The organism is Streptomyces lusitanus (assembly GCF_042647945.1).
Classification (GTDB): domain Bacteria; phylum Actinomycetota; class Actinomycetes; order Streptomycetales; family Streptomycetaceae; genus Streptomyces; species Streptomyces pseudogriseolus.
Genome location: NZ_JBHRWL010000011.1, coordinates 530,777 through 552,399, shown reverse-complemented (window position 1 = coordinate 552,399; position 21,623 = coordinate 530,777). Strand labels below are relative to the sequence as shown.

Genomic DNA, 21,623 nt, shown 5'->3' with positions numbered 1-21,623 from the left:
GCAGTTCCCCGCGCCCCTCAGGGGCGCGGGGAACTGCGCGACCAGCCCACGACGACCCCGGCCGTACTCACCGGCCGCGGCCCCGCCGCCAACAGGGGCGCGGGGAACTGCGCAAAGGGCACCGATGACAGCCCCCGGCCGTGAAGCCGCCGCGTCCTCACTCCCCGGCGGACGCCCGTTCCGTCCCCGTCCGCGTGTCCAGCTCGCGCCAGAACCCCGCCCGGATGGCGTAACGGTCCCGCTCGTCGATCTGGTCGTCCTTGTGCGCGAGCAGCCCGAACCGCGCCGCGTACCGCAACAGCTCACCGTCGATGCGGTGCGGAATCCGCGGATACATCCCCGACAGCTTCCGCACATGGCTCTGGTCCCCCAGCCGCTCCACCCACCGCCGCGCGAACACCTGCCCCACCTCGAACGGGTCCCCGCCCACGGTGGTGATGTCCTCCTCCCGGTCGGCCCAGCGCTGCTCGGCCGTGGTGAGCTGCGCCAGCGTCGGCATGGACGCGGCGTCCGGCGGCTCGGCGACGGGCCGGTCCACCCACCCCTTGTCGGAGGACCAGCGCAGCGTCGCGGAGGCGGGCTGCTGCGGCTGGTGCAGGCCGGAGTGGCGCAGCGCGGCCAGGTCCTTCGGGGTGGGGACGCCCTTGGCGGCCGGCGCGCGTTCGGCGGTCCCGTTGTGCGCGGCGTCGGCCGGGTGGCGCGGCTCGGCCGGGGCGCGCTCCGCGGCCGGGGCGAGGGCGGAGTCGGGCAGCGGCGCGGAGAGGATCGCGGCGATCTCGGGCCGGGTCGCGGGCGGCGGCGCGCACACCCCGCCGGTCTCCTTGGCGCGCACGGCCTGGGTGATCCACGCCCGGTCCAGGACGCGGCGCTCGTCGGCCTCGGCGACCAGGTCCTCGGACTGGTTGTAGTCGCCGTCGGCGGCCTGCACGGCCCACAGGTGCACGGCGACGCCGTGCTCCTTGGCGGCCATCATGCCCGGCAGCAGATCGCCGTCGCCGGTGACCAGGACGATGTCGGAGCAGGCGCGGTTGCGGGCGAGCTCGGTCAGCTCGGCGTGCATCGCCGCGTCCACGCCCTTCTGCGCCCAGCGCCCGTCGCTGCGGGTCAGCGCGCCCAGCCGGACGGTGACCCGGGGCATGACGCGCAGCCGGCGGTGCTCGGGCTGCGGCACGCGGTCGGGGGCGCCGTCGAACCAGTAGATGCGCAGCAGCGGCCGGCGCGTGTCGTTCTCGGCGCGGTCACGCAGTCCCTGGATCAGGGCGGCGTGGTCCACGGTGATGCGGGACCGCGAGGGCTCCCCGGCGAGGAGACTCGCGGCGGCCCCCAGCAGATACCCGGCGTCCACCAGGACGATGCAGCGGTCCACGCGATCCACCCTCTTTCCGGGAGGTTTGGCTTCGGGCTTCCTTCGAGTCTGCCCGACCCCGCCGGTGTTAACGGCCCGAACTCGATCTTCGGCGTGGCGTTTCCACACTTCCTCCCCCGACCGCCCCATTACACACGGTAATTGTCCGACATGCGTCGGTTATCAGCTTGTGTGAATCTGAATCCGGCCCTGGCCCCTAGTCCCCACAGGAGGCAACACCATGGCCAAGAACAAGAACCGTGACCGTAAGCAGCCCCAGGCCGAGCGCGCCCCGCGCGCCGCCCAGACGTCCACCCTCGAGGCCCCGGACGAGCAGCGCACCACGCAGGCGGTGCCCGGCGAGGTCGGCCGCGGCAAGGGCCGGCAGAAGCGCTTCGGCCACAACTGACGTCGGCGTGAAGGGCCGTGACGGCCCCGCCGCGCAGGAAGAGGGGCGCACCCGTCGCGGGTGCGCCCCTCCGGCATGTCGGAGGGCCGGCGGTCAGCCGGCCAGGCAGGACGGGCCGAGCAGCACCTTCAGATCGCCGAACAGGGCCGGGTCGGGCTTGACCCGGTGCCGGTCGAGCCGCAGCACCGTGGTCCTGGTGGGCCCCTGGAGCTTGATGCGGACCTCGCTGTCGCCCTTGTGGTGGGTGAGGATCTCGCCGAGCCGGCTGACCATCGGCGGGGTGACGCGGGTGGCCGGGATGGTGAGCACCACGGGCGCGTTGGTGCCGGCGTTGGACAGGTCGGGAACCATCAGCTCCATGGCGACCAGCCGGGGCACGTCCTCGCGCTTGTCGAGCCGGCCCTTGACGAACACCACGGCGTCCTCGACGAGTTGCGTCGAGACGAGCTGGTAGGTCGCCGGGAAGAACATGCACTCGATGGAGCCCGCGAGGTCCTCCACGGTGGCGATCGCCCAGGCGTTGCCCTGCTTGGTCATCTTGCGCTGGAGGCCGGAGATGATGCCGCCGATGGTGACCACCGCGCCGTCGCCGAAGTCACCGCCGGTGAGCTGGGAGATGCCCGCGTCGGCCTTGTCCGACAGCACGTGCTCCAGACCGAACAGCGGGTGGTCGGAGACGTACAGGCCGAGCATCTCGCGCTCCTGCGCGAGGAGGTACGTCTTGTCCCACTCGTCGTCGGTGAACTGCACGTCCAGGCCGAAGCCCGGCTCGTCGCTCTGCTCCTCGCCCATGCCGCCGAAGAGGTCGAACTGTCCCTCGGCCTCCTTGCGCTTGACCGCCACCACGTTGTCGATCATCGGCTCGTACTGGGCGGTGAGGCCCTTGCGGGTGTGGCCCAGGGTGTCGAAGGCACCGGCCTTGATCAGCGACTCGGTGGTGCGCTTGTTGCAGACGACCGCGTCGACCTTGTCGAGGTAGTCCGGGAAGGACGTGTACTTCCCCTTGGCCTTACGGCACTTGATGATCGACTCCACCACGTTGGTGCCGACGTTGCGCACCGCGGAGAGGCCGAAGAGGATCACGTCGTCGCCCTGCGCGGCGAAGTTGGACTCGGACTCGTTGACGTTCGGCGGGAGCACCCGGATGCCCATGCGGCGGCACTCGTTGAGGTAGACCGCGGACTTGTCCTTGTCGTCCTTCACCGAGGTGAGCAGCGCCGCCATGTACTCGGCGGGGTGGTTGGCCTTGAGGTAGGCGGTCCAGTAGGAGACCAGGCCGTACGCGGCGGAGTGGGCCTTGTTGAAGGCGTAGCCGGCGAAGGGGACCAGCACGTCCCACAGGGCCTGGATGGCCTCGTCGCTGTAGCCGTTCTTGCGGGCGCCCTGCTGGAAGATGGTGAAGTTCTTCGCCAGTTCCTCGGGCTTCTTCTTGCCCATCACGCGGCGGAGGATGTCGGCCTCGCCGAGCGAGTAGCCGGCGATGATCTGGGCGGCCTTCTGCACCTGCTCCTGATAGACGATCAGGCCGTAGGTGACGTCCAGGACCTCCTTGAGCGGCTCCTCCAGCTCGGGGTGGATCGGGGTGATCTCCTGCTGGCCGTTCTTGCGCAGGGCGTAGTTGGTGTGCGAGTTCATGCCCATCGGGCCCGGCCGGTACAGGGCCGACACGGCGGAGATGTCCTCGAAGTTGTCCGGCTTCATCAGCCGGAGCAGGGAGCGCATGGGGCCGCCGTCGAACTGGAACACGCCGAGGGTGTCGCCGCGCTGGAGCAGTTCGAAGGTCGTGGGGTCGTCGAGCGGGAGGCTGAGGAGATCGATGTCGACCCCCTTGTTCGCCTTCACCATCTTGACGGCGTCGTCCATGATGGTGAGGTTGCGCAGGCCCAGGAAGTCCATCTTCAGCAGGCCGAGCGACTCGCAGCTCGGGTAGTCCCACTGCGTGATGGTCACGCCGTCGGTGTGCCGGACCCAGACCGGGACGTGGTCGGTGATGGTCTCGCTGGACATGATCACGCCGGCCGCGTGCACGCCCATCTGCCGCACCAGGCCCTCGACGCCCTTGGCGGTGTCGATGACCTTCTTCACGTCCGGCTCGTTCTCGTACATCCCGCGGACCTCGCCGGCCTCCGAGTAGCGGGGGTGCGCGGGGTCGGTGATGCCGGACAGCGGGATGCCCTTGCCGAGGACGTCGGCGGGCATCGCCTTGGTGATGCGGTCGCCCATCGCGTACGGGTAGCCCAGCACGCGCGCGGAGTCCTTGATGGCGTTCTTCGCCTTGATGGTGCCGTACGTGCCGATCATGGCGACCTTGTCGGCACCGTACTTCTCGGTCACGTAGCGGATCACCTCGACGCGCCTGCGCTCGTCGAAGTCGATGTCGACGTCGGGCATGGAGATGCGCTCGGGGTTGAGGAACCGCTCGAAGATCAGGCCGTGCGGGATCGGGTCGAGGTCGGTGATGCCCATGGCGTAGGCGACGATCGAGCCGGCCGCGGAGCCACGGCCGGGGCCGACCGCGATGCCCTGCTTCTTGGCCCACATGATGAAGTCGGCGACCACGAGGAAGTAGCCCGGGAAGCCCATCGAGATGATGGTGTCCATCTCGTAGTCCGCCTGCTTCTGGCGGTCCTCGGGGATGCCGCCCGGGTAGCGGCGCTCCATGCCGCGGCGGACCTCCTCCTTGAACCAGGTGACCTCCGTGTACCCCTCGGGGATGTCGAACTTGGGCATCAGGTCGCGCTTGACGAACATGCCCGTGGTGTCGACCATCTCGGCGATCAGCCGGGTGTTGGCGCAGCCCTGCTGCCAGGCGTCCGAGGAGTCGATGGCGTACATCTCGTCCGTGGACTTCAGGTAGTAGCCGGTGCCGTCGAACTTGAAGCGGTCGGGGTCGGAGAGGTTCTTGCCGGTCTGGATGCACAGCAGCGCGTCGTGCGCCGCGGCCTCGTGCGCGTACGTGTAGTGGGAGTCGTTGGTGACCAGCGGCGGGATGCCCAGCTTCTTGCCGATCTCCAGCAGGCCCTCGCGGACCCGGTGCTCGATCTCGATGCCGTGGTCCATCAGCTCCAGGAAGTACCGGTCCTTGCCGAAGATGTCCTGGTAGTCGGCGGCCGCCTTGAGGGCCTCGTCGAAGTGGCCGAGGCGCAGCCGGGTCTGCACCTCGCCGGAGGGGCAGCCGGTGGAGGCGACGATGCCCTCCGACCACTTGGCGATGGTCTCCTTGTCCATCCGGGGCCACTTCTGCAGCCAGCCCTCGGCGTAGGCGTCGGAGGAGAGCCGGAAGAGGTTGTGCAGGCCGGTGCTGTTCACCGCCCACATCGTCTTGTGGGTGTAGCCGCCGGAGCCGGAGACGTCGTCCCGCTTCTGGTGCGGCTGGCCCCACTGGATCTTGCGCTTGTTGCGCCGGGACTCGGGGGCGACGTACGCCTCGATGCCGATGATCGGGGTGACGCCGGCCTTCTGCGCGGAGTGGAAGAAGTCGTACGCCCCGTGCAGGTTGCCGTGGTCGGACATGGCGATGTGCGTCATGCCCATCTCGTTGCAGGCGTCGAACATGTCCTTCAGCCGCGCGGCACCGTCCAGCAGCGAGTACTGGGTGTGGACGTGCAGGTGCGTGAACGGCGGCTTCGACACGGTGCGGCCTCCAGGGAGATCTCATCGGCAGCGGGTGGACGGGTCCCGGGGGACAGCTCGGAAGTCTATGCCCCGGCACTGACACCCGGAGCCCTTCCCCGCGTACCTTCGGGCGGGGCGCCGGGCACTCCCGCGCGCGTCCGCACGTTAGGCAGGCGACGGACCAGCCGTCCCCGAGATCCCGCACCAGGAGGCACCCAGCGATGTCGGTCCCGCAGCTCAGCGACGAGCACCGCGGCGAGGAGATCCTCGCCGTCCTCGACACCGCCTTCGGCGAGCTCCTGGCCGCCGACCCGGCCGCGTTCCGGGTGAAGTTCCGGAAGATGGCGGCGTCGGCGTTCGCGTTCTACCGCGGGACGGCGAGCCTCTTCTACCACGACCTCTCCGCCGAGCAGGCCGGGCAGGGCGAGCCGGCCGGCGGCGGCAAGGGCGGCCCGTACCTGGACGAGCGCACCTCGCGCGTGTGGATCCACGGCGATCTCCACGCGGAGAACTTCGGCACGTACATGGACTCCAACGGCCGCCTGGTGTTCAACGTCAACGACTTCGACGAGGCGTACGTCGGCCCCTTCCTGTGGGACCTGAAGCGCTTCGTGGCGTCGATGGCGCTGATCGGCTACGCGAAGGCGCTGAGCGACGAGCAGATCACGGACCTGGTGTCGGTGTACGCGGCCGCCTACCGGGAGCGGATCCACGCCCTGGCGACCGGCGCGAAGCGGGACGAGGTGCCGCCGTTCACCCTGGACACCGCGCAGGGTCCGCTGCTGGACGTGCTGCGGGACGCCCGGTCGCTGACCCGGTTCTCGCTGCTGGAGTCGATGACGGAGATCCGTGACTTCGAGCGCCGCTTCGCGCCCGGCGGCGGCGCGATGGAGCTGGACGCGGCCACGCGCTACAAGGTGCTCGCCGCGTTCGACGGCTATCTGGAGACGCTGCCGGACGCGTCCCTGGCCCGCCCGGACTCCTACCGGGTGAAGGACGTCGTGGGCCGCCGGGGCATCGGCATCGGCTCGGCCGGGCTGCCGTCGTACAACATCCTGCTGGAGGGGCACAGCGACGCCCTGGAGAACGACGTGGTGATCTACGTCAAGCAGGCGCAGACCCCCGCGGTCTCCCGGCACGTGACGGACCCCGCGGTGCGCGAGTACTTCCTGCACGAGGGGCACCGCACGGTGATCTCCCAGCGCGCCCTCCAGGCGCACGCCGACCCGTGGCTGGGCTGGACCGAGCTGGACGGCGCCGGGCAGCTGGTCGCCGAGGTCTCGCCGTACGCGGTGGACCTGGACTGGAGCGACCTGGACGACCCGGAGGAGATCGCGCTGGTGGTCGCCGACCTGGGCCGGGCGACGGCGGCGATGCACGCGGCGGCGGACGACACCTCCGGCGAGTCGCTGGTGCCGTTCTCCACGGAGCGGGCCATCGACGCGGCGATCGCGGCCGACGAGGACGCGCTGGTGCCGCTGCTGGTGGACTTCGCCCACGACTACGGGGCGCGGGCCCGCCGGGACCACCAGATCTTCCTCGACCTGTTCCGCAACGGCCGGATTCCGGGCCTGTAACCTTCCGCACTCACAGGGTCCCTTCACGGACCCCTTAACGGAGCTCGTGCCACACTCGTAGCCGCCATGGACATATCCGGACCCCAGCTCAGAGCCGTTCGCGCGGCGCTGTTCACGGCTGTCGTCGTGACCCTCAGCACCGCGTCGCACGTGCTGCTGTCCGGGGCCCCGCTGCCGCTGAGCACGGTGGTCGTGACCGGCGCCGCCGTGTTCGGCCTGGCGTACGCGCTCGCGGGGCGGGAGCGTTCCTTCGGGCGGATCGCCGCCCTGTTGATCCCGCTGGAGCTGGCCGCCGACACGGTCTTCACCACCGGCCAGCACGTCTGCTACGGCCGGATGGGCGGCCCGGTGGCCGGCCCGCTGCGCGCCGTCGGCTTCGACGTGCTGTGCGGCGACGGCACCGGTGTGGGCGTGCCGCTGGCCCGGGTCACCGGGCATGCCGCGGAGGGCGGCGACCGGGTGGCGGCGGTGCTGGCCGAGGCCGGCCCCGCGACCGCCTGGCTGCTGCTGGGCGCGCACATCGCAGTCGGCCTGCTGGCCGCCGCCTGGCTGCGCCGCGGGGAGCGGGCGCTGGCCCAGCTGCTGGGCGCGGTCGCGGCGACGGCGTCGACGGCGGTCCGTCCGCTGCTGCTGGCCGTCGCGGTGGTGACCGTGCGCCGGCCGGCGAAGGCGGGCCGGCCCGTCCGCACGCCGCACCGCGCCGCCGTGGCGCGCACCCTGCTCCTCGCGCACTCCCTGGGACGGCGCGGGCCGCCGTGCTCCCTCGCCGCCTGAGGCGGATCACGCCCCGGGCGGTCGTCCGAGCACCAGCAGTCCCCCCGTACGAACCGAGCACACGAGCGTGTGCGTCCCCTGTGGAGACATCACCATGAGCAAGCGGAACAGCCAGGCGGCCAAGACGGCGGCGCGCGAGCGGCTGCGCGAGGAGCGCGAGCGCCAGGCGAAGAGGGCGAAGGTCAGGCGGCAGCTGGTCGTCGCCGCGTCGGTGGTCGGCGTGCTGGCCGCGGCCGGCGGCATCGGCTACGCGGTGGTCCAGGCGAACAAGCCGGACCACTGGGAGGCCGCGAAGGACGCCGAGCTGGTCAAGCCGGCGAACACCAGCGGCAAGGACGGCACGACCGTCGTCATCGGCAAGGCCGACGCGAAGAAGACCCTGGAGCTGTACGAGGACCCGCGCTGCCCGATCTGCTCCTCCTTCGAGCAGGCCGTGGGCGAGACGATCGAGAAGGACGTCGCGGACGGCAAGTACAAGGTGCAGTTCATAGGCGCCTCGTTCCTGGACCGCAACCTCACCGGCGAGGGCTCGAAGAACGCGCTGAGCGCCCTGGGCGCCGCGCTGGACGTGAGCCCCGAGGCGTTCCTGGCGTACAAGTCGGCGCTCTACTCGGCGGAGTTCCACCCCGCCGAGACGGAGGACAAGTTCAAGGACGACGCCTACCTGATCAAGGTCGCCGACACGGTGGACGCCCTGAAGAACAACAAGGAGTTCCAGGCGGCGGTCAAGGACGGCACCTACGACCGCTGGGCGCTGGAGATGTCGGACAAGTTCGACAGCAGCGACGTCCAGGGCACGCCGACGGTGAAGATGGACGGCAAGAAGCTCACCGGCTCCGACGGGAAGAACGCGCCCATGACGGCGGCCGAGTTCACCGCGGCGGTCGACAAGGCGCTGAAGGGCTGACGCGGCGGTCCGACGGGCGGCTGAAGAGCGGGCGAACTTTTCCGGAAGTTCGCCCGCTCAGGCATGTACGCGTCAGTAACCTGATCGGCTGTGACCAGTCGACACGGAAGAACCGAGAGCGCCGTCTCCGCCACCGCGGACACCGCCCCCCTCACCCCGCGCCGCCGCACGGTCGTCAAGGCGGCCGCCGCCGGCGCGGCGCTGGCCGGACCGCTCGCCGCCGCGCCGGCCGCCCGCGCCGCCCGCTCGGCCCCCGCCTTCCTGCACGGCGTCGCCTCCGGCGACCCGCTGCCGGACGGCGTGCTGCTGTGGACCCGCGTGACCCCGGTGCCGGAGGCGGCACCCGGCTCCGGCACCGGCCCTGACACGGAGGTGAGCTGGACCGTCGCCCGCGACCGGGCGTTCACCGACGTCGTCGCGCGGGGCACGGTCCTCGCCACCGCCGCCTCCGACCACACCGTCAAGGCGGACATCCGCGGCCTGCGCCCGGCCACCGACTACTGGTTCCGCTTCTCCGCGGGCGGCGCCGACTCGCCCGTCGCCCGCACCCGCACCGCCCCGGCCGCCGACGCCGCGGTGACGGGCCTGCGGTTCGGCGTGGTGTCCTGTGCCAACTGGGAGGCCGGCCACTTCGCGGCGTACCGCCATCTCGCGGCCCGCGGCGACCTGGACGCCTGGCTGCACCTGGGCGACTACATCTACGAGTACGGCACCGGCGAGTACGGCGCCCGCGACGAGGTCGTCCGCCCGCACTCCCCCGCCCACGAGATCGTCACCCTCGCCGACTACCGGCTGCGGCACGCCACGTACAAGACCGACCCGGACCTCCAGGCGCTGCACGCCAAGGCGCCGGTCGTCGCGATCTGGGACGACCACGAGTTCGCCAACGACACCTGGTCGGGCGGCGCCGAGAACCACACCGAGGGCGCGGAGGGTGCCTGGGCGGCCCGGCAGGCGGCCGCGAAGCAGGCGTACTTCGAGTGGATGCCGGTCCGCCCGGCGGTCGAGGGCACCACCTACCGCCGGCTGCGGTTCGGCAAGCTGGCCGACCTGTCGCTGCTCGACCTGCGCTCCTTCCGCTCCCAGCAGGTCTCCCTCGGCGACGGCGAGGTCGACGACCCGGACCGCACGCTCACCGGGCGCGCCCAGCTGGACTGGCTGAAGGCGGGCCTGTCGGCGTCCGACACCACCTGGCGGCTGGTCGGCACCTCGGTGATGATCTCGCCGTTCGCGCTGGGCGCCCTGCCCGCGAGCCTGCTGAAGCCGCTCGCGAAGCTGCTGGGCCTGCCGCAGGAGGGCCTCGCCCTCAACACCGACCAGTGGGACGGCTACACCGACGACCGCCGTGAACTCCTCGCCCATCTGCGCGCGAACGCCATCCGCAACACGGTCTTCCTCACCGGCGACATCCACATGGCGTGGGCGAACGACGTGCCGGTGAACGCCGGCACCTATCCGCTGTCGCCGTCGGCCGCCACGGAGTTCGTGGTCACCTCGGTGACCTCCGACAACCTCGACGACATCGTGAAGGTCTCCGAGGGCACCGTCTCCGCGCTGGCCTCGCCGCTGATCCGGGCCGCCAACCGGCACGTGCACTGGGTGGACACCGACCGGCACGGCTACGGCGTGCTGGACGTCACCGCCGAGCGGGCGCAGATGGACTACTACGTGCTCTCCGACCGCACGGCGGCAGACGCCACGTCCGCGTGGGTCCGCTCCTACCGCACCCGCAGCGGCACGCAGAAGGCCGAGCGCACGTACGACCCGGTGTGACGCCCCGCCGGGCTCAGTCCTCCAGCGAGTGAAGGAAGCCGAGCGCCACCCGCCAGGTGGCCTCGGCCGCCTCCTCGTCGTAGTCGGGCAGGTCGGGGTCGGTGTAGAGGTGTCCGGCGCCCGCGTACCGGTACACCTCGACGTCGGCCCCGGCCCGGCCCATCCCCAGGTACCAGGCGGTGAGCCAGTCGTCGGTCTCGAACGGGTCCGGCTCGGCGACGTGCAGCTGCACCGGCAGCCCGTCGGCCGTGGCGTTCTCCGCGAGGTCGGAGGTGCCGTGCAGGAGCAGCAGGCCCTTGGCCTTCTCGTCGCCCAGGGCCAGCGTCTGCGCCACGGAGGCGCCGAAGGAGAACCCGGCGTACACCAGGCCCCGCTCCGAGTAGGGCGCGGCCGCCAGCACGGCCCGCTTCAGCAGCTCGTCCTTGCCGGTCTCCTCCCGGTGGGCCATGCCCTCCTCGACCGTGTCGAACGTGCGCCCCTCGAAGAGATCCGGTGTCCACACCTCGTGTCCGGCCGCGCGCAACCGGTCCGCGGCCCGGTGCACGGCGGGACGCAGTCCGTAGGCCGAGTGGAAGAGCATGATGTTCATGGAGCCCATGGTGCCAGCCGGGTGTGACGCGTCCCGCGGGCGGCACTACCCGCATCCGGACGGAAGTCACATGTTCATGCCGGAGCAGGCCGGTTAGGTTCGGGGGCATGGATGACGTGCTGCGCCCGCTGATCGTGGTCGGCGGCTCGGTGGTGTCGGCGCTGCTGCTGGGCTGGGCCACCGACCGGCTGCTGCGGAAGGCCGACCAACGCCACCACGAGACACCGCTGTGGGGCCTGCTGCGCCGGGCCCGGGTTCCCTACCAGCTGCTGCTCATCGCGGTGCTGCTCAGAGCCTCCTACGACGAGACACGGCTGCTGACCGCGCACGACGTCGCCGTCGGCCGGGCGCTGACCCTGGTGCTGATCGGGTCGGCCGCCTGGATGGCGATCCGGATCGCGGCCGCCGTCGTGGAGACCTCCTACACCCGGTACGCCACCAACCACCGGGAGCGCGACCCGGCCCGGGTGCGCCGGGTGCGCACCCAGGTGACGCTGATCCGCCGCGTGGTGTCGGCGGTGGTGGGGGTGGTCGCGGTGGCCGCGATGCTGCTGACGTTCCCCGCGATGCGCGCGGCCGGCGCCTCGCTGCTGGCCTCGGCCGGCATCCTCGGCATCGTCGCCGGCGTCGCCGCCCAGTCGACGCTGAGCAACATGTTCGCCGGGCTGCAGATCGCGTTCGGCGACATGGTGCGCATCGGCGACACCGTGGTGGTGGACGGCGAGTGGGGCACGGTGGAGGAGATCACCCTCACCTTCCTGACCGTGCGCACCTGGGACGAGCGCCGGATCACCATGCCGGTGTCGTACTTCACCTCCAAGCCGTTCGAGAACTGGTCGCGCGGCACCCCGCAGATGACCGGCACCGTGTTCTGGCACGTGGACCACAGCGCCCCGCTGGACGCCATGCGCGTGAAGCTGCGCGACATCCTGCGGGAGTGCCCGGCGTGGGACGGCCGCGCCTGCAACCTGACCGTCACGGACTCCACCCCGAGCACCCTGGAGGTGCGGGCGCTGGTGACGGCCAAGGACGCGGACGACATCTGGACGGTCCGGGTCGAGGTCCGCGAGAAGATGATGCGCTTCCTGGCCGACGAGCACCCCTACGCGCTGCCCCGGGTCAACACCGCCGACGCGGTGCCGCCGCCCCGGGACGGCCTGGAGATCGCGCCGTCCGACGGGGTGCCGGCGGCGCGCCGGGCCCACGCCCACCCGCCCCGGCAGCCGCGCTGAGCGTCTCTCAGCAGCCGCGCTCGGCGCCGCCGTTCACGTCGACGATCTGCGAGGTGATGTGCCCGGCGCCGTGCGAGGCGAGCCAGTGCAGGGTCGCCGCGACGTCGCCGGGCCGGCCGGCCCGCTTGTCGGACGTCTCGGCGACCAGCCGGGCGCGCCGCTCCTCGTCGAGCCCGTCGTCGCCGAAGAAGGCCGTGTCCTCGATGTAGCCGGGCGCGACCACGTTCACGGTGATCCCGTGCGGCCCCAGCTCCCGGGCCAGGGCGTGGGCGTACGGGTGCAGCCCCGCCTTGGCCGCCGCGTACGACACCCGGCCCGAGCCGCGCCGGGCGGCGATGGAGCTGAGGAACAGCACCCGGCCGCCGGGCACGGCGAGCCGGTCCCGCAGCGCCTCGGTGAGCAGCACGGCGGTCAGCACGTTGAGCCGGAAGTTGACGGTCCAGTCGCGGGCGACGGCGTCGAGCGGGTCGCCGCCGCCCACCGGCGGTTCGAGGAGCCCGTTGCCGCCCGCGCAGTGCGCGAGCACGTCCACGGCGCCGAACTCACGCCCCACGAAGCCGGACACGCCGCGCACGGCCTCGGGGTCGGCCAGATCGGCGGCGTAGGTCAGGGCGCCGGGCACCTCGGCCCGCTCCAGGACGTCAGCGCGCCGCCCGACGAGCAGGACGCGGTCGCCGTCGGCGGCGAACGTCTGTGCGGTGGCGAGCCCGATGCCGGTGCCGCCGCCGCTGATCACAACATTGCGTGTCATGCCCCGACCCTACGGAGCGGGCGACGGCGGACGGCGGCAACGCGGCGGCGCTCGGCGCGGACTGCGCACGTCCAGATGACGCGGCATCCGGTCCACCGCCTCGGGGCCGGCGCCCGGCTCCACCCCGCCCCGGCTACAGCGCGCGCCGCATGGCCCGGTGCGGCATGCCCGCGTCCGCGAACTCCGGCCCGTAGGCCTGGTAGCCGAGCCGCTCGTAGAAGCCGAGGGCGTGGGTCTGGGCGTGCAGGTCGACGCCGGTGAGCCCGCGCTCCCGGGCGGCGTGCTCGACGGCCCGCACGAGCGCCGCGCCGACGCCGAGGCCGCGCGCCCGCCGTAGCACGGCGAGCCGGCCGAGGGAGCCGGCCGCCAGGTCGCCGCCGTTCTTCGCCGCGGCCGCGGCACCGTGCAGCAGCCGGGCCGTGCCGAGCGGGGTGCCGTCGCCGGCGACGGCGAGCAGGTGCACGGCGTCGGCGTCGTGGGCGTCGTACTCGATGTCCTCGGGCACGCCCTGCTCGGCGACGAAGACCTCCTTGCGGACCGCGAAGCAGGCCTCGCGGTCGGCGGGGTCCTCGGCGACGCGGACCGTGAAGGCGTCGCTCATGCCCAGGTCTCCTCGCGGACCTGGTCGAGCGCCTGCTGGAGGTCGTCCGGGTAGTCGCAGGAGAACTCCACCCACTGTCCGTCGCCGGGGTGCTCGAAGCCGAGGCGGACGGCGTGCAGCCACTGGCGGGTCAGCCTCAGCCGCTTGGCGAGCGTGGGGTCGGCGCCGTAGGTCAGGTCGCCGACGCAGGGGTGGCGGTGGGCGGCCATGTGGACGCGGATCTGGTGGGTGCGGCCGGTCTCCAGCTTCACGTCGAGCAGGGACGCGGCGCGGAACGCCTCGATCAGGTCGTAGTGCGTGACGGACGGCTTGCCGTCGGCGGTGACCGCCCACTTGTAGTCGTGCTGGGGGTGGCGGCCGATGGGGGCGTCGATGGTGCCGCTGGTGGGGTCCGGGTGGCCCTGGACGAGCGTGTGGTAGCGCTTGTCGACCGTGCGCTCCTTGAACTGGCGCTTCAGCGACGTGTACGCGTACTCCGACTTGGCGACCACCATCAGGCCGGAGGTGCCGACGTCCAGGCGGTGCACGATGCCCTGGCGCTCGGCGGCGCCGGAGGTCGAGATGCGGTAGCCGGCGGCGGCGAGGCCGCCGATCACGGTCGTGCCGGTCCAGCCCGGGGAGGGGTGGGCGGCGACGCCGACGGGCTTGACGATCACGACCACGTCGTCGTCGTCGTGCACGATCTCCATGCCCTCGACCGGCTCGGCGACGACCTGCACCGGGGCGGGCGCCTGCGGCATCTCCACCTCGAGCCAGGCGCCCCCGCTGACCCGCTCGGACTTTCCGACCACCGACCCGTCGACCGTGACCTTCCCCGCGGCGGCGAGCTCGGCCGCCTTGGTACGGGAGAAGCCGAACATGCGGGAGATGGCGGCGTCGACGCGCTCGCCCTCCAGGCCGTCGGGCACGGGCAGGGTACGGATCTCGGGAATCGTGCTCACCCGTCGAGTATGCCGGACGGGTGCGTCACTCCGGCACGGGAGTGACGGGGCCCTCAGTCCTTGTGGACCGTGCCGTCCGGGTCGAGACCCCGGAAGGACAGCAGCACGATCAGGATGCCGCCGCACACGATGGCCGAGTCGGCCAGGTTGAACACGGCGAAGTGCTTGGGCGCGATGAAGTCGACGACCGCGCCCTCGAAGACGCCCGGCGAGCGGAAGATCCGGTCGGTGAGATTGCCGAGGGCGCCGCCGAGGAGCAGGCCGAGCGCGATCGCCCAGGGCAGGCTGTAGAGCTTGCGGGCCAGGCGGAAGATCACCACGATCACCGCCGCCGCGATGACCGTGAAGATCACCGTGAACGCCTCGCCGAAGCCGAAGGCCGCGCCCGCGTTGCGGATCGCCTCGAAGCGCAGCCAGTCGCCGACGATCTCGATCGGCTCGTGGTGCTCCAGCTTCGCGACCACGATCATCTTGCTGACCAGGTCGAGGAGGTAGGCGAAGGCGGCGACGGCGAACAGCACGGCGATCCGCCGCCTGCCGCGGGGCCGCTGTGCCTCCGCCGTCGTACCGTCGGCGCCGGCCGGCTCCCCGCCGTCCCGGTCCCGCAGGTCCCGGTCCTCCTGGTCCCGGTCCTGCCCGTCCCGGTCCGCGTCCGGAGTGTCCGGCGTACCGATGATGCGCTCCGCCTCTGCCACGTGAGTCCCTCAGCCTAGGTCCTTGACTGAGGACGAGGGTACGGCACGGCCTGCGCGGCCGCCCTTCAGTACCGGCTCAGTACCGGCTCAGTACCGGCGCTCCTGCTTCTGCTTGCACTCGACGCACAGGGTGGCCCGCGGGAAGGCCTGCATGCGGGCCTTGCCGATGGGTTGGCCGCAGTTCTCGCACAGGCCGTAGGTGCCCGCGTCGAGCCGCTGGAGCGCCCGCTCGAACTGGTCGAGCATCTCGCGCGCGTTCGCCGCGAGGGCCAGTTCGTGCTCGCGCGTGATGTTCTTGGTGCCGGTGTCGGCGTCGTCGTCGCCCGCGCCGTCGCCGGAGTCACGCATCAGGCCGGCCAGCGACCGCTCGGAGGAGCTGATCTCCTCGCGCAGCCGCAGCACCTCCGACATCAGCTCGGCCCGCGCCTCGTCGACCTCCTCGTCGGTCCACGGCTCCTCGCCGGGACGCACCGCGAGCTCGCCCGGCTCCACCGCGCCGTGCCGGGCCTTGGGCACGGCGGTCGCCGCCGCCGCTGTGGCCGCCGGGCCAGGGGTCTTCTTCGCAGCACCCACCGTCGTCACTCCCGTCTGCGCCGCGGCCTCGGCCGCGTCCGCGTCGTCGGCCGCGCTGTGCCCGGCCCCGTCCTGAGCGGACCCGCTGGTCCTGGCCGCACCGTTCCCCTCGCGGGCGCCCCGCCGGCCGCCCGCACCCCGACCCGAGGCGGCCGCCTTCCCGGCGGCGCCCCGTGCCGGCTTGCCGCCGGCGAGCTTCTTCGCGGTGGCCTTGCGGCCGCCGGCCTTCGCGGTGGCACCCTTCGACGCCGTCGTCCCGGACGCGGCCTCGGCCGCACCGGCCTCCGTCCCGGCGGCCTCGGCCGCCGCACCCTTCTTCGCCACCATGGCCGCGGCCCCTTCACATATTGTGATCTTGCGCGCGAATCGTGCTGGGACGATAAATCGACTCAGCCCCCGCGGCAACGGGGCGCACCGCCCGGTCGCCTCGCCCCGCGCACGCCGCGCGGCGACCTGCATGCGTTGTGCCCCGCTGTCCGCCGGGTATGCCGCCCGCACGCACGTCCCGGCGTTCCGAACAGGCGTACCGCTCCATTCGGGGCATTCCCGGTCGTACCGTCACGGGAAAAGCGGTCGGCCACCCGTCGCGCCGCGCCGTACACTGGGCGGAGCGAAAAGCGTGGATGGGGACGAGTAGCGGCGTACGCAGCCCAGAGCGACCCGGGGACGGTGTGAGCCCGGGGGCGAGCGCGACGTGAAGATCACCCCGGAGCCGCCGGAAGAAACCCCTGCACGGGGCGGTAGAACCGGCATCGCGACCTCAATGAGGGGGCTCACCGGAGCGCGGGAAGCACCGGAGGGCCAAGGAGGGTGGTACCGCGGGAGCGCGCCGACGGCGGCGCAAGGAGTCGAAGCTCTCGTCCCTCCGGTCGGAAGGCAGCAAGTCCGCCGGAGGAAGCCCGCTGATGACAACGCCGACGTACCGCCCGGTACCCGCCCAGGTCGACCTGCCCGCGCTCGAGCACACGGTGCTCAAGTTCTGGGACGAGCAGAAGATCTTCGCCAAGAGCCTGGAGCAGTCCGAGGGCCGCCCCGAGTGGGTGTTCTACGAGGGCCCGCCCACCGCCAACGGCATGCCCGGCGCCCACCACATCGAGGCCCGCGTCTTCAAGGACGTCTTCCCCCGCTTCCGCACCATGCGCGGCTACCACGTGGCCCGCAAGGCCGGCTGGGACTGCCACGGCCTGCCGGTGGAGCTGGCCGTCGAGAAGGAGCTGGGCTTCTCCGGCAAGCAGGACATCGAGGCGTACGGCATCGCCGAGTTCAACGCCAGGTGCCGTGAGTCGGTGACCCGGCACACGGACGCCTTCGCCGAGCTGACGACCCGCATGGGCTACTGGGTCGACCTCGACGAGGCGTACCGCACGATGGACCCGGAGTACGTCGAGTCCGTCTGGTGGTCGCTGAAGGAGATCTTCAACAAGGGCCTGCTGGTCCAGGACCACCGCGTCGCCCCCTGGTGCCCCCGCTGCGGCACGGGCCTGTCCGACCACGAGCTGGCCCAGGGCTACGAGACGGTCGTCGACCCGTCGGTCTACGTCCGCTTCCCGCTGACCTCCGGCCCGCTGGCCGGCGAGGCCGCGCTGGTCGTCTGGACGACGACCCCGTGGACCCTGGTGTCCAACACGGCCGTCGCCGCCCACCCCGAGGTCACCTACGTCGTCGCCACGAACGGCGAGGAGAAGCTGGTCGTCGCCGAGCCGCTGCTGGAGAAGGCCCTCGGCGAGGGCTGGGAGAGGACCGGGCAGTCCTTCACCGGCGCCGAGATGGAGCGCTGGACGTACCGGCGCCCCTTCGAGCTGGTCGAGTTCCCCGAGCCGGCCCACTACGTGGTCAACGCCGAGTACGTCACCACCGAGGACGGCACCGGCCTCGTCCACCAGTCCCCCGCCTTCGGTGAGGACGACCTCAAGGTCTGCCGCTCCTACGGCCTGCCCGTGGTCAACCCGGTCCGCCCCGACGGCACCTTCGAGGAGGACCTGCCGCTGGTCGGCGGCGTCTTCTTCAAGAAGGCCGACGAGCGGCTCACCGAGGACCTCCAGCAGCGCGGCCTGCTCTTCAAGCACCTTCCCTACGAGCACAGCTACCCGCACTGCTGGCGCTGCCACACCGCGCTGCTCTACTACGCGCAGCCGTCCTGGTACATCCGCACCACCGCGATCAAGGACCGGCTGCTCGAGGAGAACGAGAACACCAACTGGTTCCCGGACACGGTCAAGCACGGCCGGTACGGCGACTGGCTGAACAACAACATCGACTGGGCGCTGTCCCGCAACCGCTACTGGGGCACCCCGCTGCCGATCTGGCGCTGCGCGGAGAACCACCTCACGGTCGTCGGCTCCCGCGCGGAGCTGACCGAGCTGTCGGGCGCCGACCAGTCGGCCCTGGACCCGCACCGCCCGTACATCGACGAGGTCACCTTCGCCTGCCCGCAGGACGGCTGCGGCGCCACGGCCACGCGCGTGCCGGAGGTCATCGACGCCTGGTACGACTCGGGCTCGATGCCGTTCGCGCAGTGGGGCTACCCGTACAAGAACAAGGAGCTGTTCGAGAGCCGGTACCCGGCGCAGTTCATCTCCGAGGCCATCGACCAGACCCGCGGCTGGTTCTACACGCTGATGGCGGTCGGCACGCTGGTCTTCGACAAGTCGTCGTACGAGAACGTGGTCTGCCTCGGCCACATCCTCGCCGAGGACGGCCGCAAGATGTCCAAGCACCTGGGCAACATCCTCCAGCCGATCCCGCTGATGGACCAGCACGGCGCGGACGCGGTGCGCTGGTTCATGGCGGCCGGCGGCTCCCCCTGGGCCGCGCGCCGCGTCGGCCACGGCACCATCCAGGAGGTCGTCCGCAAGACGCTCCTCACGTACTGGAACACGGTCGCCTTCCAGGCCCTGTACGCCCGCACCTCGAACTGGGCGCCGAGCGAGGCCGACCCGGCCCCGGCCGACCGCCCGGTGCTCGACCGCTGGCTCCTGTCCGAACTGCACGCCCTCACCGACCAGGTGACCCAGGCGCTGGAGAGCTACGACACCCAGCGGGCCGGCAAGCTGCTGTCGGCCTTCGTGGACGACCTCTCCAACTGGTACGTCCGCCGCTCCCGCCGCCGCTTCTGGCAGGGCGACAAGGCCGCGCTGCGCACCCTGCACGAGGTCGTGGAGACGGTGACCAAGCTCATGGCCCCGCTCACCCCGTTCATCACCGAGCGGGTCTGGCAGGACCTGATCGTCCCCGTCTCGCCGGGCGCGCCGGAGTCGGTGCACCTGTCCTCGTGGCCGGAGGCGGACCTGTCCGCCGTCGATCCGCGGCTGTCGCGCCAGATGGCGCTGGTGCGCCGCCTGGTGGAGCTGGGCCGCGCCACGCGCGCCGAGTCGGGCGTCAAGACCCGTCAGCCGCTGCGGCGGGCCCTGATCGCGGCGGCCGGCTTCGACACCCTCGACCCCGAGCTGCACACACAGATCACGGAGGAGCTGAACGTCGAGTCGCTGGCGCTGCTGTCCGAGGTGGGCGGCTCGCTGGTGGACACCACGGCCAAGGCCAACTTCCGCGCGCTGGGCAAGCGGTTCGGCAAGCGGGTCCAGGACGTGGCCAAGGCGGTCGCGAGCGCGGACGCCGCCGCGCTGTCCCTGGCGCTGCGCGAGGGCACGGCCTCGGTGGAGGTCGACGGTGAGACGATCACCCTCTCCCCGGACGAGGTGATCATCACGGAAACGCCGCGCGAGGGCTGGTCGGTGGCGTCCGACGCGGGCGCCACGGTGGCCCTGGACCTGGAGATCACCGAGGAGCTGCGCCGCGCCGGTCTGGCCCGTGACGCGATCCGGCTGATCCAGGAGGCCCGCAAGAACAGCGGCCTGGACGTGGCCGACCGGATCGCCCTGCGCTGGACGTCGGACGACGCCGCCACGGCGGCCGCGCTGTCGGAGCACGCGGAGCTGATCGCCGACGAGGTGCTCGCCACGGACTTCGCGCGGGGTGAGGCGGACGACTCCTACGGCGCCCCGTTCACGGACGAGGGCCTGTCCCTGACGTTCCGTCTGCGCAAGGCGTGAGCGTCCGAGCGGGGCGCAGGCGTCCGAGCACGGCGTAGCCGTCCGAGCAGGGCGTAGCCGGCGTCACACGGCGAAGGCCCGGACCCGCCCGGAGAAATCTCCGGCGGTCCGGGCCTTCGGCGTTGCGTGCGTCGGACAAGCCCGCCGCATCCGAACAAACGGAGCGAACGGGCGGGAACCGGTGGGAACGCGCGTAGCACAAGGGCGGGGCCCCGGGTTGGTGAACCCGGGGCCCCGCCCTGAACGCTGCCGACTGCTACGCCGTACCTATGGCCACGGGGGCCGTCAGTTGTCGTCCTCGTCGATCAGGAAGCCACGCATCGGCGAGGGCGCCTGACCCATCGGCGACGGGCCCTGCGGACGGACCGGAGCCATGGGCTGGGTCATCGCAGGCTGCATCTGCTGCTGACCGCCGTACGACGGGCCGGACTGGCCGCCGGGGCCGCCGCCCATCGTCTGGTTGCCGCCGTAGGACGGGGCACCCGCGCCGGCCGGGGCCATCGAGGGCGCCGGGGACGGCGGCAGCGACGGAGCGGCGCTCGCGGGCTGACGCGGCGGGGCGAGCGAGTCGTCCGCCTGCGTCTCCAGCTGGCGCAGCTGCGACTCCAGGTAGGACTTCAGCCGCGTGCGGTACTCGCGCTCGAAGCCGCGCAGGTCCTCGACCTTGCGCTCCAGCGTGGCGCGGGCGGACTCCAGGGAGCCCATCGCGACGCGGTGCTTCTCCTGCGCGTCCCGCTCCAGGGCGTCGGCCTTGGCACGGGCGTCACGCTCGAGGCCCTCGGCACGCGAACGCGCCTCGCCCACGATCTTGTTGGCCTCGGAACGGGCCTCCGCGATCGCCTGGTCCGCGGTCTGCTGGGCCAGCGACAGGACGCGCGCGGCGCTGTCGCCACCGGGGCCGCCCTGACCGGGGAGACCCGGACCGCCCATGGGACCGCCCATCGGGCCGCCAGGGCCCATCTGCCCCTGCATCGGGCCGCCCTGGCCCATCGGCCCGGGACCCTGGCCCATGGGGCCGGGACCCTGCGGGCCGCCCTGTCCGCCGGGGCCGGCGGGCAGCTGAGGAGCACCGCTCGGCAGCTGGGGCGGGCCACCCATGGGGCCGCCCATCTGCTGCTGCGGCGGGCCCGATATGCCGGCGGGCACCGGAGCGCCGGGACCTCGCATGCCCTGCTGGGGCATGCCGGGAGGCGGACCCTGCTGCTGCTGGTCCTGCGGCTCCGGAGGCTTGCGCATGTTCTGCTGGTTCTGCGCCGCGGCGCGCGTGGCCGCGGCCAGCTTGGCGCGCAGGTCCTCGTTCTCGCGCAGCAGGCGCGTCAGTTCGGCTTCGACCTCGTCGAGGAAGGCATCGACCTCGTCCTCGTCATAGCCTTCTCGGAGGCGGACGGTCGTGAACTGCTTGTTCCGCACGTCCTCGGGGGTCAACGGCATCTCTTCACCTCAACGTAGTCATCGGCAGTCGGCAAGACCGTATCGTCCACAGTCACCTCGCGAGATTGCCCACGATCGAGATGAGGATGTAGACGATGATCATCAGTACGAAGAAGGACAGGTCGAGCGCCACGCCCCCGAGACGCAGCGGCGGGATGAACCGCCGCAGAAGCTTCAGCGGTGGATCGGTGACAGTGTAGGTGGCCTCCAGGACGACCACCATCGCCTTGCCGGGTTGCCATGAGCGGGCGAACTGGAACACGTAATCCATGACCAAACGGAAGATCAGCACGATGAGGAACACCATCAGCGCGATGTAGATCACCTGCGCGAACACGCTCATGGCCTGCTTTTCCCTCTC

Annotated in this window: 17 protein-coding genes; 7 read left to right on the top strand and 10 right to left on the bottom strand. The window is 71.9% G+C overall.

All coding sequences use genetic code 11. The features are described from left to right. Nucleotides 1-157: 157 nt before the first annotated feature. Entirely contained in the window at nt 158-1,366 is a 1,209-nt protein-coding gene (locus tag ACFOSY_RS20465; RefSeq protein WP_394308900.1) for an NYN domain-containing protein, read from the bottom strand. Between the two features lie 220 nt (nt 1,367-1,586). Here ACFOSY_RS20465 and ACFOSY_RS20460 point away from each other — a divergent pair, with 220 nt between their 5' ends. Then, nucleotides 1,587-1,754: a hypothetical protein gene (locus ACFOSY_RS20460; protein WP_394308898.1), complete on the top strand. Its 168-nt coding sequence runs from the start codon at nt 1,587-1,589 to the stop codon at nt 1,752-1,754. A gap of 93 nt (nt 1,755-1,847) precedes the next feature. Here ACFOSY_RS20460 and dnaE read toward each other — a convergent pair whose 3' ends face one another. Continuing rightward, nucleotides 1,848-5,387 (bottom strand): DNA polymerase III subunit alpha, encoded by a 3,540-nt coding sequence (gene dnaE / locus ACFOSY_RS20455; RefSeq protein WP_394308896.1) that lies wholly within the window; start codon nt 5,385-5,387, stop codon nt 1,848-1,850. Between the two features lie 203 nt (nt 5,388-5,590). Between dnaE and ACFOSY_RS20450 the strand changes: the two genes are divergently transcribed. The 4 genes from ACFOSY_RS20450 to ACFOSY_RS20435 all read left to right on the top strand — a co-directional run bounded on the left by ACFOSY_RS20450 (nt 5,591) and on the right by ACFOSY_RS20435 (nt 10,400). Then, nucleotides 5,591-6,946, top strand: coding sequence for a DUF2252 domain-containing protein (locus tag ACFOSY_RS20450; RefSeq protein WP_394308894.1), 1,356 nt, complete (start codon nt 5,591-5,593; stop codon nt 6,944-6,946). A gap of 66 nt (nt 6,947-7,012) precedes the next feature. After that, nucleotides 7,013-7,720, top strand: a complete 708-nt coding sequence (locus ACFOSY_RS20445; protein WP_394308892.1) for a hypothetical protein — start codon at nt 7,013-7,015, stop codon at nt 7,718-7,720. Nucleotides 7,721-7,814: 94 nt separating this feature from the next. Next, the gene (locus ACFOSY_RS20440) at nt 7,815-8,627 is read left to right on the top strand and encodes a thioredoxin domain-containing protein (RefSeq protein ID WP_394308890.1); all 813 of its coding nucleotides are present in this window, start codon (nt 7,815-7,817) and stop codon (nt 8,625-8,627) included. A 90-nt stretch (nt 8,628-8,717) separates the two neighbouring features. Next, entirely contained in the window at nt 8,718-10,400 is a 1,683-nt protein-coding gene (locus tag ACFOSY_RS20435; RefSeq protein WP_394308888.1) for an alkaline phosphatase D family protein, read from the top strand. 13 nt (nt 10,401-10,413) lie between these two features. Here the strand turns inward: ACFOSY_RS20435 and ACFOSY_RS20430 are convergent, their stop codons facing one another. Next, the gene (locus tag ACFOSY_RS20430) at nt 10,414-10,989 is read right to left on the bottom strand and encodes a dienelactone hydrolase family protein (RefSeq protein WP_394308886.1); all 576 of its coding nucleotides are present in this window, start codon (nt 10,987-10,989) and stop codon (nt 10,414-10,416) included. Between the two features lie 107 nt (nt 10,990-11,096). Between ACFOSY_RS20430 and ACFOSY_RS20425 the strand changes: the two genes are divergently transcribed. Next, complete coding sequence (locus tag ACFOSY_RS20425; RefSeq protein WP_394308884.1) at nt 11,097-12,221, top strand: mechanosensitive ion channel family protein; 1,125 nt, start codon at nt 11,097-11,099, stop codon at nt 12,219-12,221. 7 nt (nt 12,222-12,228) lie between these two features. On the opposite strand, the gene ACFOSY_RS20420 is transcribed toward ACFOSY_RS20425, so the two are convergent. The 5 genes from ACFOSY_RS20420 to ACFOSY_RS20400 all read right to left on the bottom strand — a co-directional run bounded on the left by ACFOSY_RS20420 (nt 12,229) and on the right by ACFOSY_RS20400 (nt 16,109). After that, nucleotides 12,229-12,972, bottom strand: coding sequence for an SDR family NAD(P)-dependent oxidoreductase (locus ACFOSY_RS20420; protein WP_394308882.1), 744 nt, complete (start codon nt 12,970-12,972; stop codon nt 12,229-12,231). Between the two features lie 133 nt (nt 12,973-13,105). Next, nucleotides 13,106-13,573 (bottom strand): GNAT family N-acetyltransferase, encoded by a 468-nt coding sequence (locus ACFOSY_RS20415; RefSeq protein WP_394308880.1) that lies wholly within the window; start codon nt 13,571-13,573, stop codon nt 13,106-13,108. Then, nucleotides 13,570-14,514 carry an RluA family pseudouridine synthase gene (locus tag ACFOSY_RS20410; RefSeq protein WP_394308878.1) on the bottom strand — a complete coding sequence of 315 codons (945 nt, stop codon included), beginning with the start codon at nt 14,512-14,514 and terminating at the stop codon, nt 13,570-13,572. Before ACFOSY_RS20410 ends, ACFOSY_RS20415 begins: the two co-directional genes overlap by 4 nt. A 53-nt stretch (nt 14,515-14,567) precedes the next feature. After that, entirely contained in the window at nt 14,568-15,209 is a 642-nt protein-coding gene (gene lspA, locus ACFOSY_RS20405; RefSeq protein WP_394308876.1) for a signal peptidase II, read from the bottom strand. Between the two features lie 87 nt (nt 15,210-15,296). Next, the gene (locus tag ACFOSY_RS20400; RefSeq protein WP_394308874.1) at nt 15,297-16,109 is read right to left on the bottom strand and encodes a TraR/DksA family transcriptional regulator; all 813 of its coding nucleotides are present in this window, start codon (nt 16,107-16,109) and stop codon (nt 15,297-15,299) included. 578 nt (nt 16,110-16,687) lie between these two features. Between ACFOSY_RS20400 and ileS the strand changes: the two genes are divergently transcribed. After that, nucleotides 16,688-19,831 (top strand): isoleucine--tRNA ligase, encoded by a 3,144-nt coding sequence (ileS, locus tag ACFOSY_RS20395; protein WP_394308872.1) that lies wholly within the window; start codon nt 16,688-16,690, stop codon nt 19,829-19,831. Nucleotides 19,832-20,116: 285 nt separating this feature from the next. Here the strand turns inward: ileS and ACFOSY_RS20390 are convergent, their stop codons facing one another. Together ACFOSY_RS20390 and ACFOSY_RS20385 are read right to left on the bottom strand one after the other, a co-directional pair. Continuing rightward, on the bottom strand, nt 20,117-21,262 hold the full coding sequence (locus ACFOSY_RS20390; RefSeq protein WP_006131297.1) for a DivIVA domain-containing protein: 1,146 nt from the start codon (nt 21,260-21,262) through the stop codon (nt 20,117-20,119). A gap of 52 nt (nt 21,263-21,314) precedes the next feature. Continuing rightward, on the bottom strand, nt 21,315-21,605 hold the full coding sequence (locus ACFOSY_RS20385; RefSeq protein WP_004932337.1) for a YggT family protein: 291 nt from the start codon (nt 21,603-21,605) through the stop codon (nt 21,315-21,317). Between the last annotated feature and the right edge of the window lie 18 nt (nt 21,606-21,623).

Excerpts from the sequence above, each read along its gene's own strand:
- ACFOSY_RS20460 (WP_394308898.1), top strand. The coding sequence starts at position 1,587 with ATGGCCAAGAACAAGAACCGTGACCGTAAGCAGCCCCAGGCCGAGCGC.
- ACFOSY_RS20450 (WP_394308894.1), top strand. The coding sequence starts at position 5,591 with ATGTCGGTCCCGCAGCTCAGCGACGAGCACCGCGGCGAGGAGATCCTC.
- ACFOSY_RS20445 (WP_394308892.1), top strand. The coding sequence starts at position 7,013 with ATGGACATATCCGGACCCCAGCTCAGAGCCGTTCGCGCGGCGCTGTTC.
- ACFOSY_RS20440 (WP_394308890.1), top strand. The coding sequence starts at position 7,815 with ATGAGCAAGCGGAACAGCCAGGCGGCCAAGACGGCGGCGCGCGAGCGG.
- ACFOSY_RS20430 (WP_394308886.1), bottom strand. The coding sequence starts at position 10,989 with ATGAACATCATGCTCTTCCACTCGGCCTACGGACTGCGTCCCGCCGTG.
- ACFOSY_RS20425 (WP_394308884.1), top strand. The coding sequence starts at position 11,097 with ATGGATGACGTGCTGCGCCCGCTGATCGTGGTCGGCGGCTCGGTGGTG.
- ACFOSY_RS20420 (WP_394308882.1), bottom strand. The coding sequence starts at position 12,972 with ATGACACGCAATGTTGTGATCAGCGGCGGCGGCACCGGCATCGGGCTC.
- ACFOSY_RS20415 (WP_394308880.1), bottom strand. The coding sequence starts at position 13,573 with ATGAGCGACGCCTTCACGGTCCGCGTCGCCGAGGACCCCGCCGACCGC.
- ACFOSY_RS20400 (WP_394308874.1), bottom strand. The coding sequence starts at position 16,109 with ATGGTGGCGAAGAAGGGTGCGGCGGCCGAGGCCGCCGGGACGGAGGCC.
- ileS (WP_394308872.1), top strand. The coding sequence starts at position 16,688 with ATGACAACGCCGACGTACCGCCCGGTACCCGCCCAGGTCGACCTGCCC.
- ACFOSY_RS20390 (WP_006131297.1), bottom strand. The coding sequence starts at position 21,262 with ATGCCGTTGACCCCCGAGGACGTGCGGAACAAGCAGTTCACGACCGTC.
- ACFOSY_RS20385 (WP_004932337.1), bottom strand. The coding sequence starts at position 21,605 with ATGAGCGTGTTCGCGCAGGTGATCTACATCGCGCTGATGGTGTTCCTC.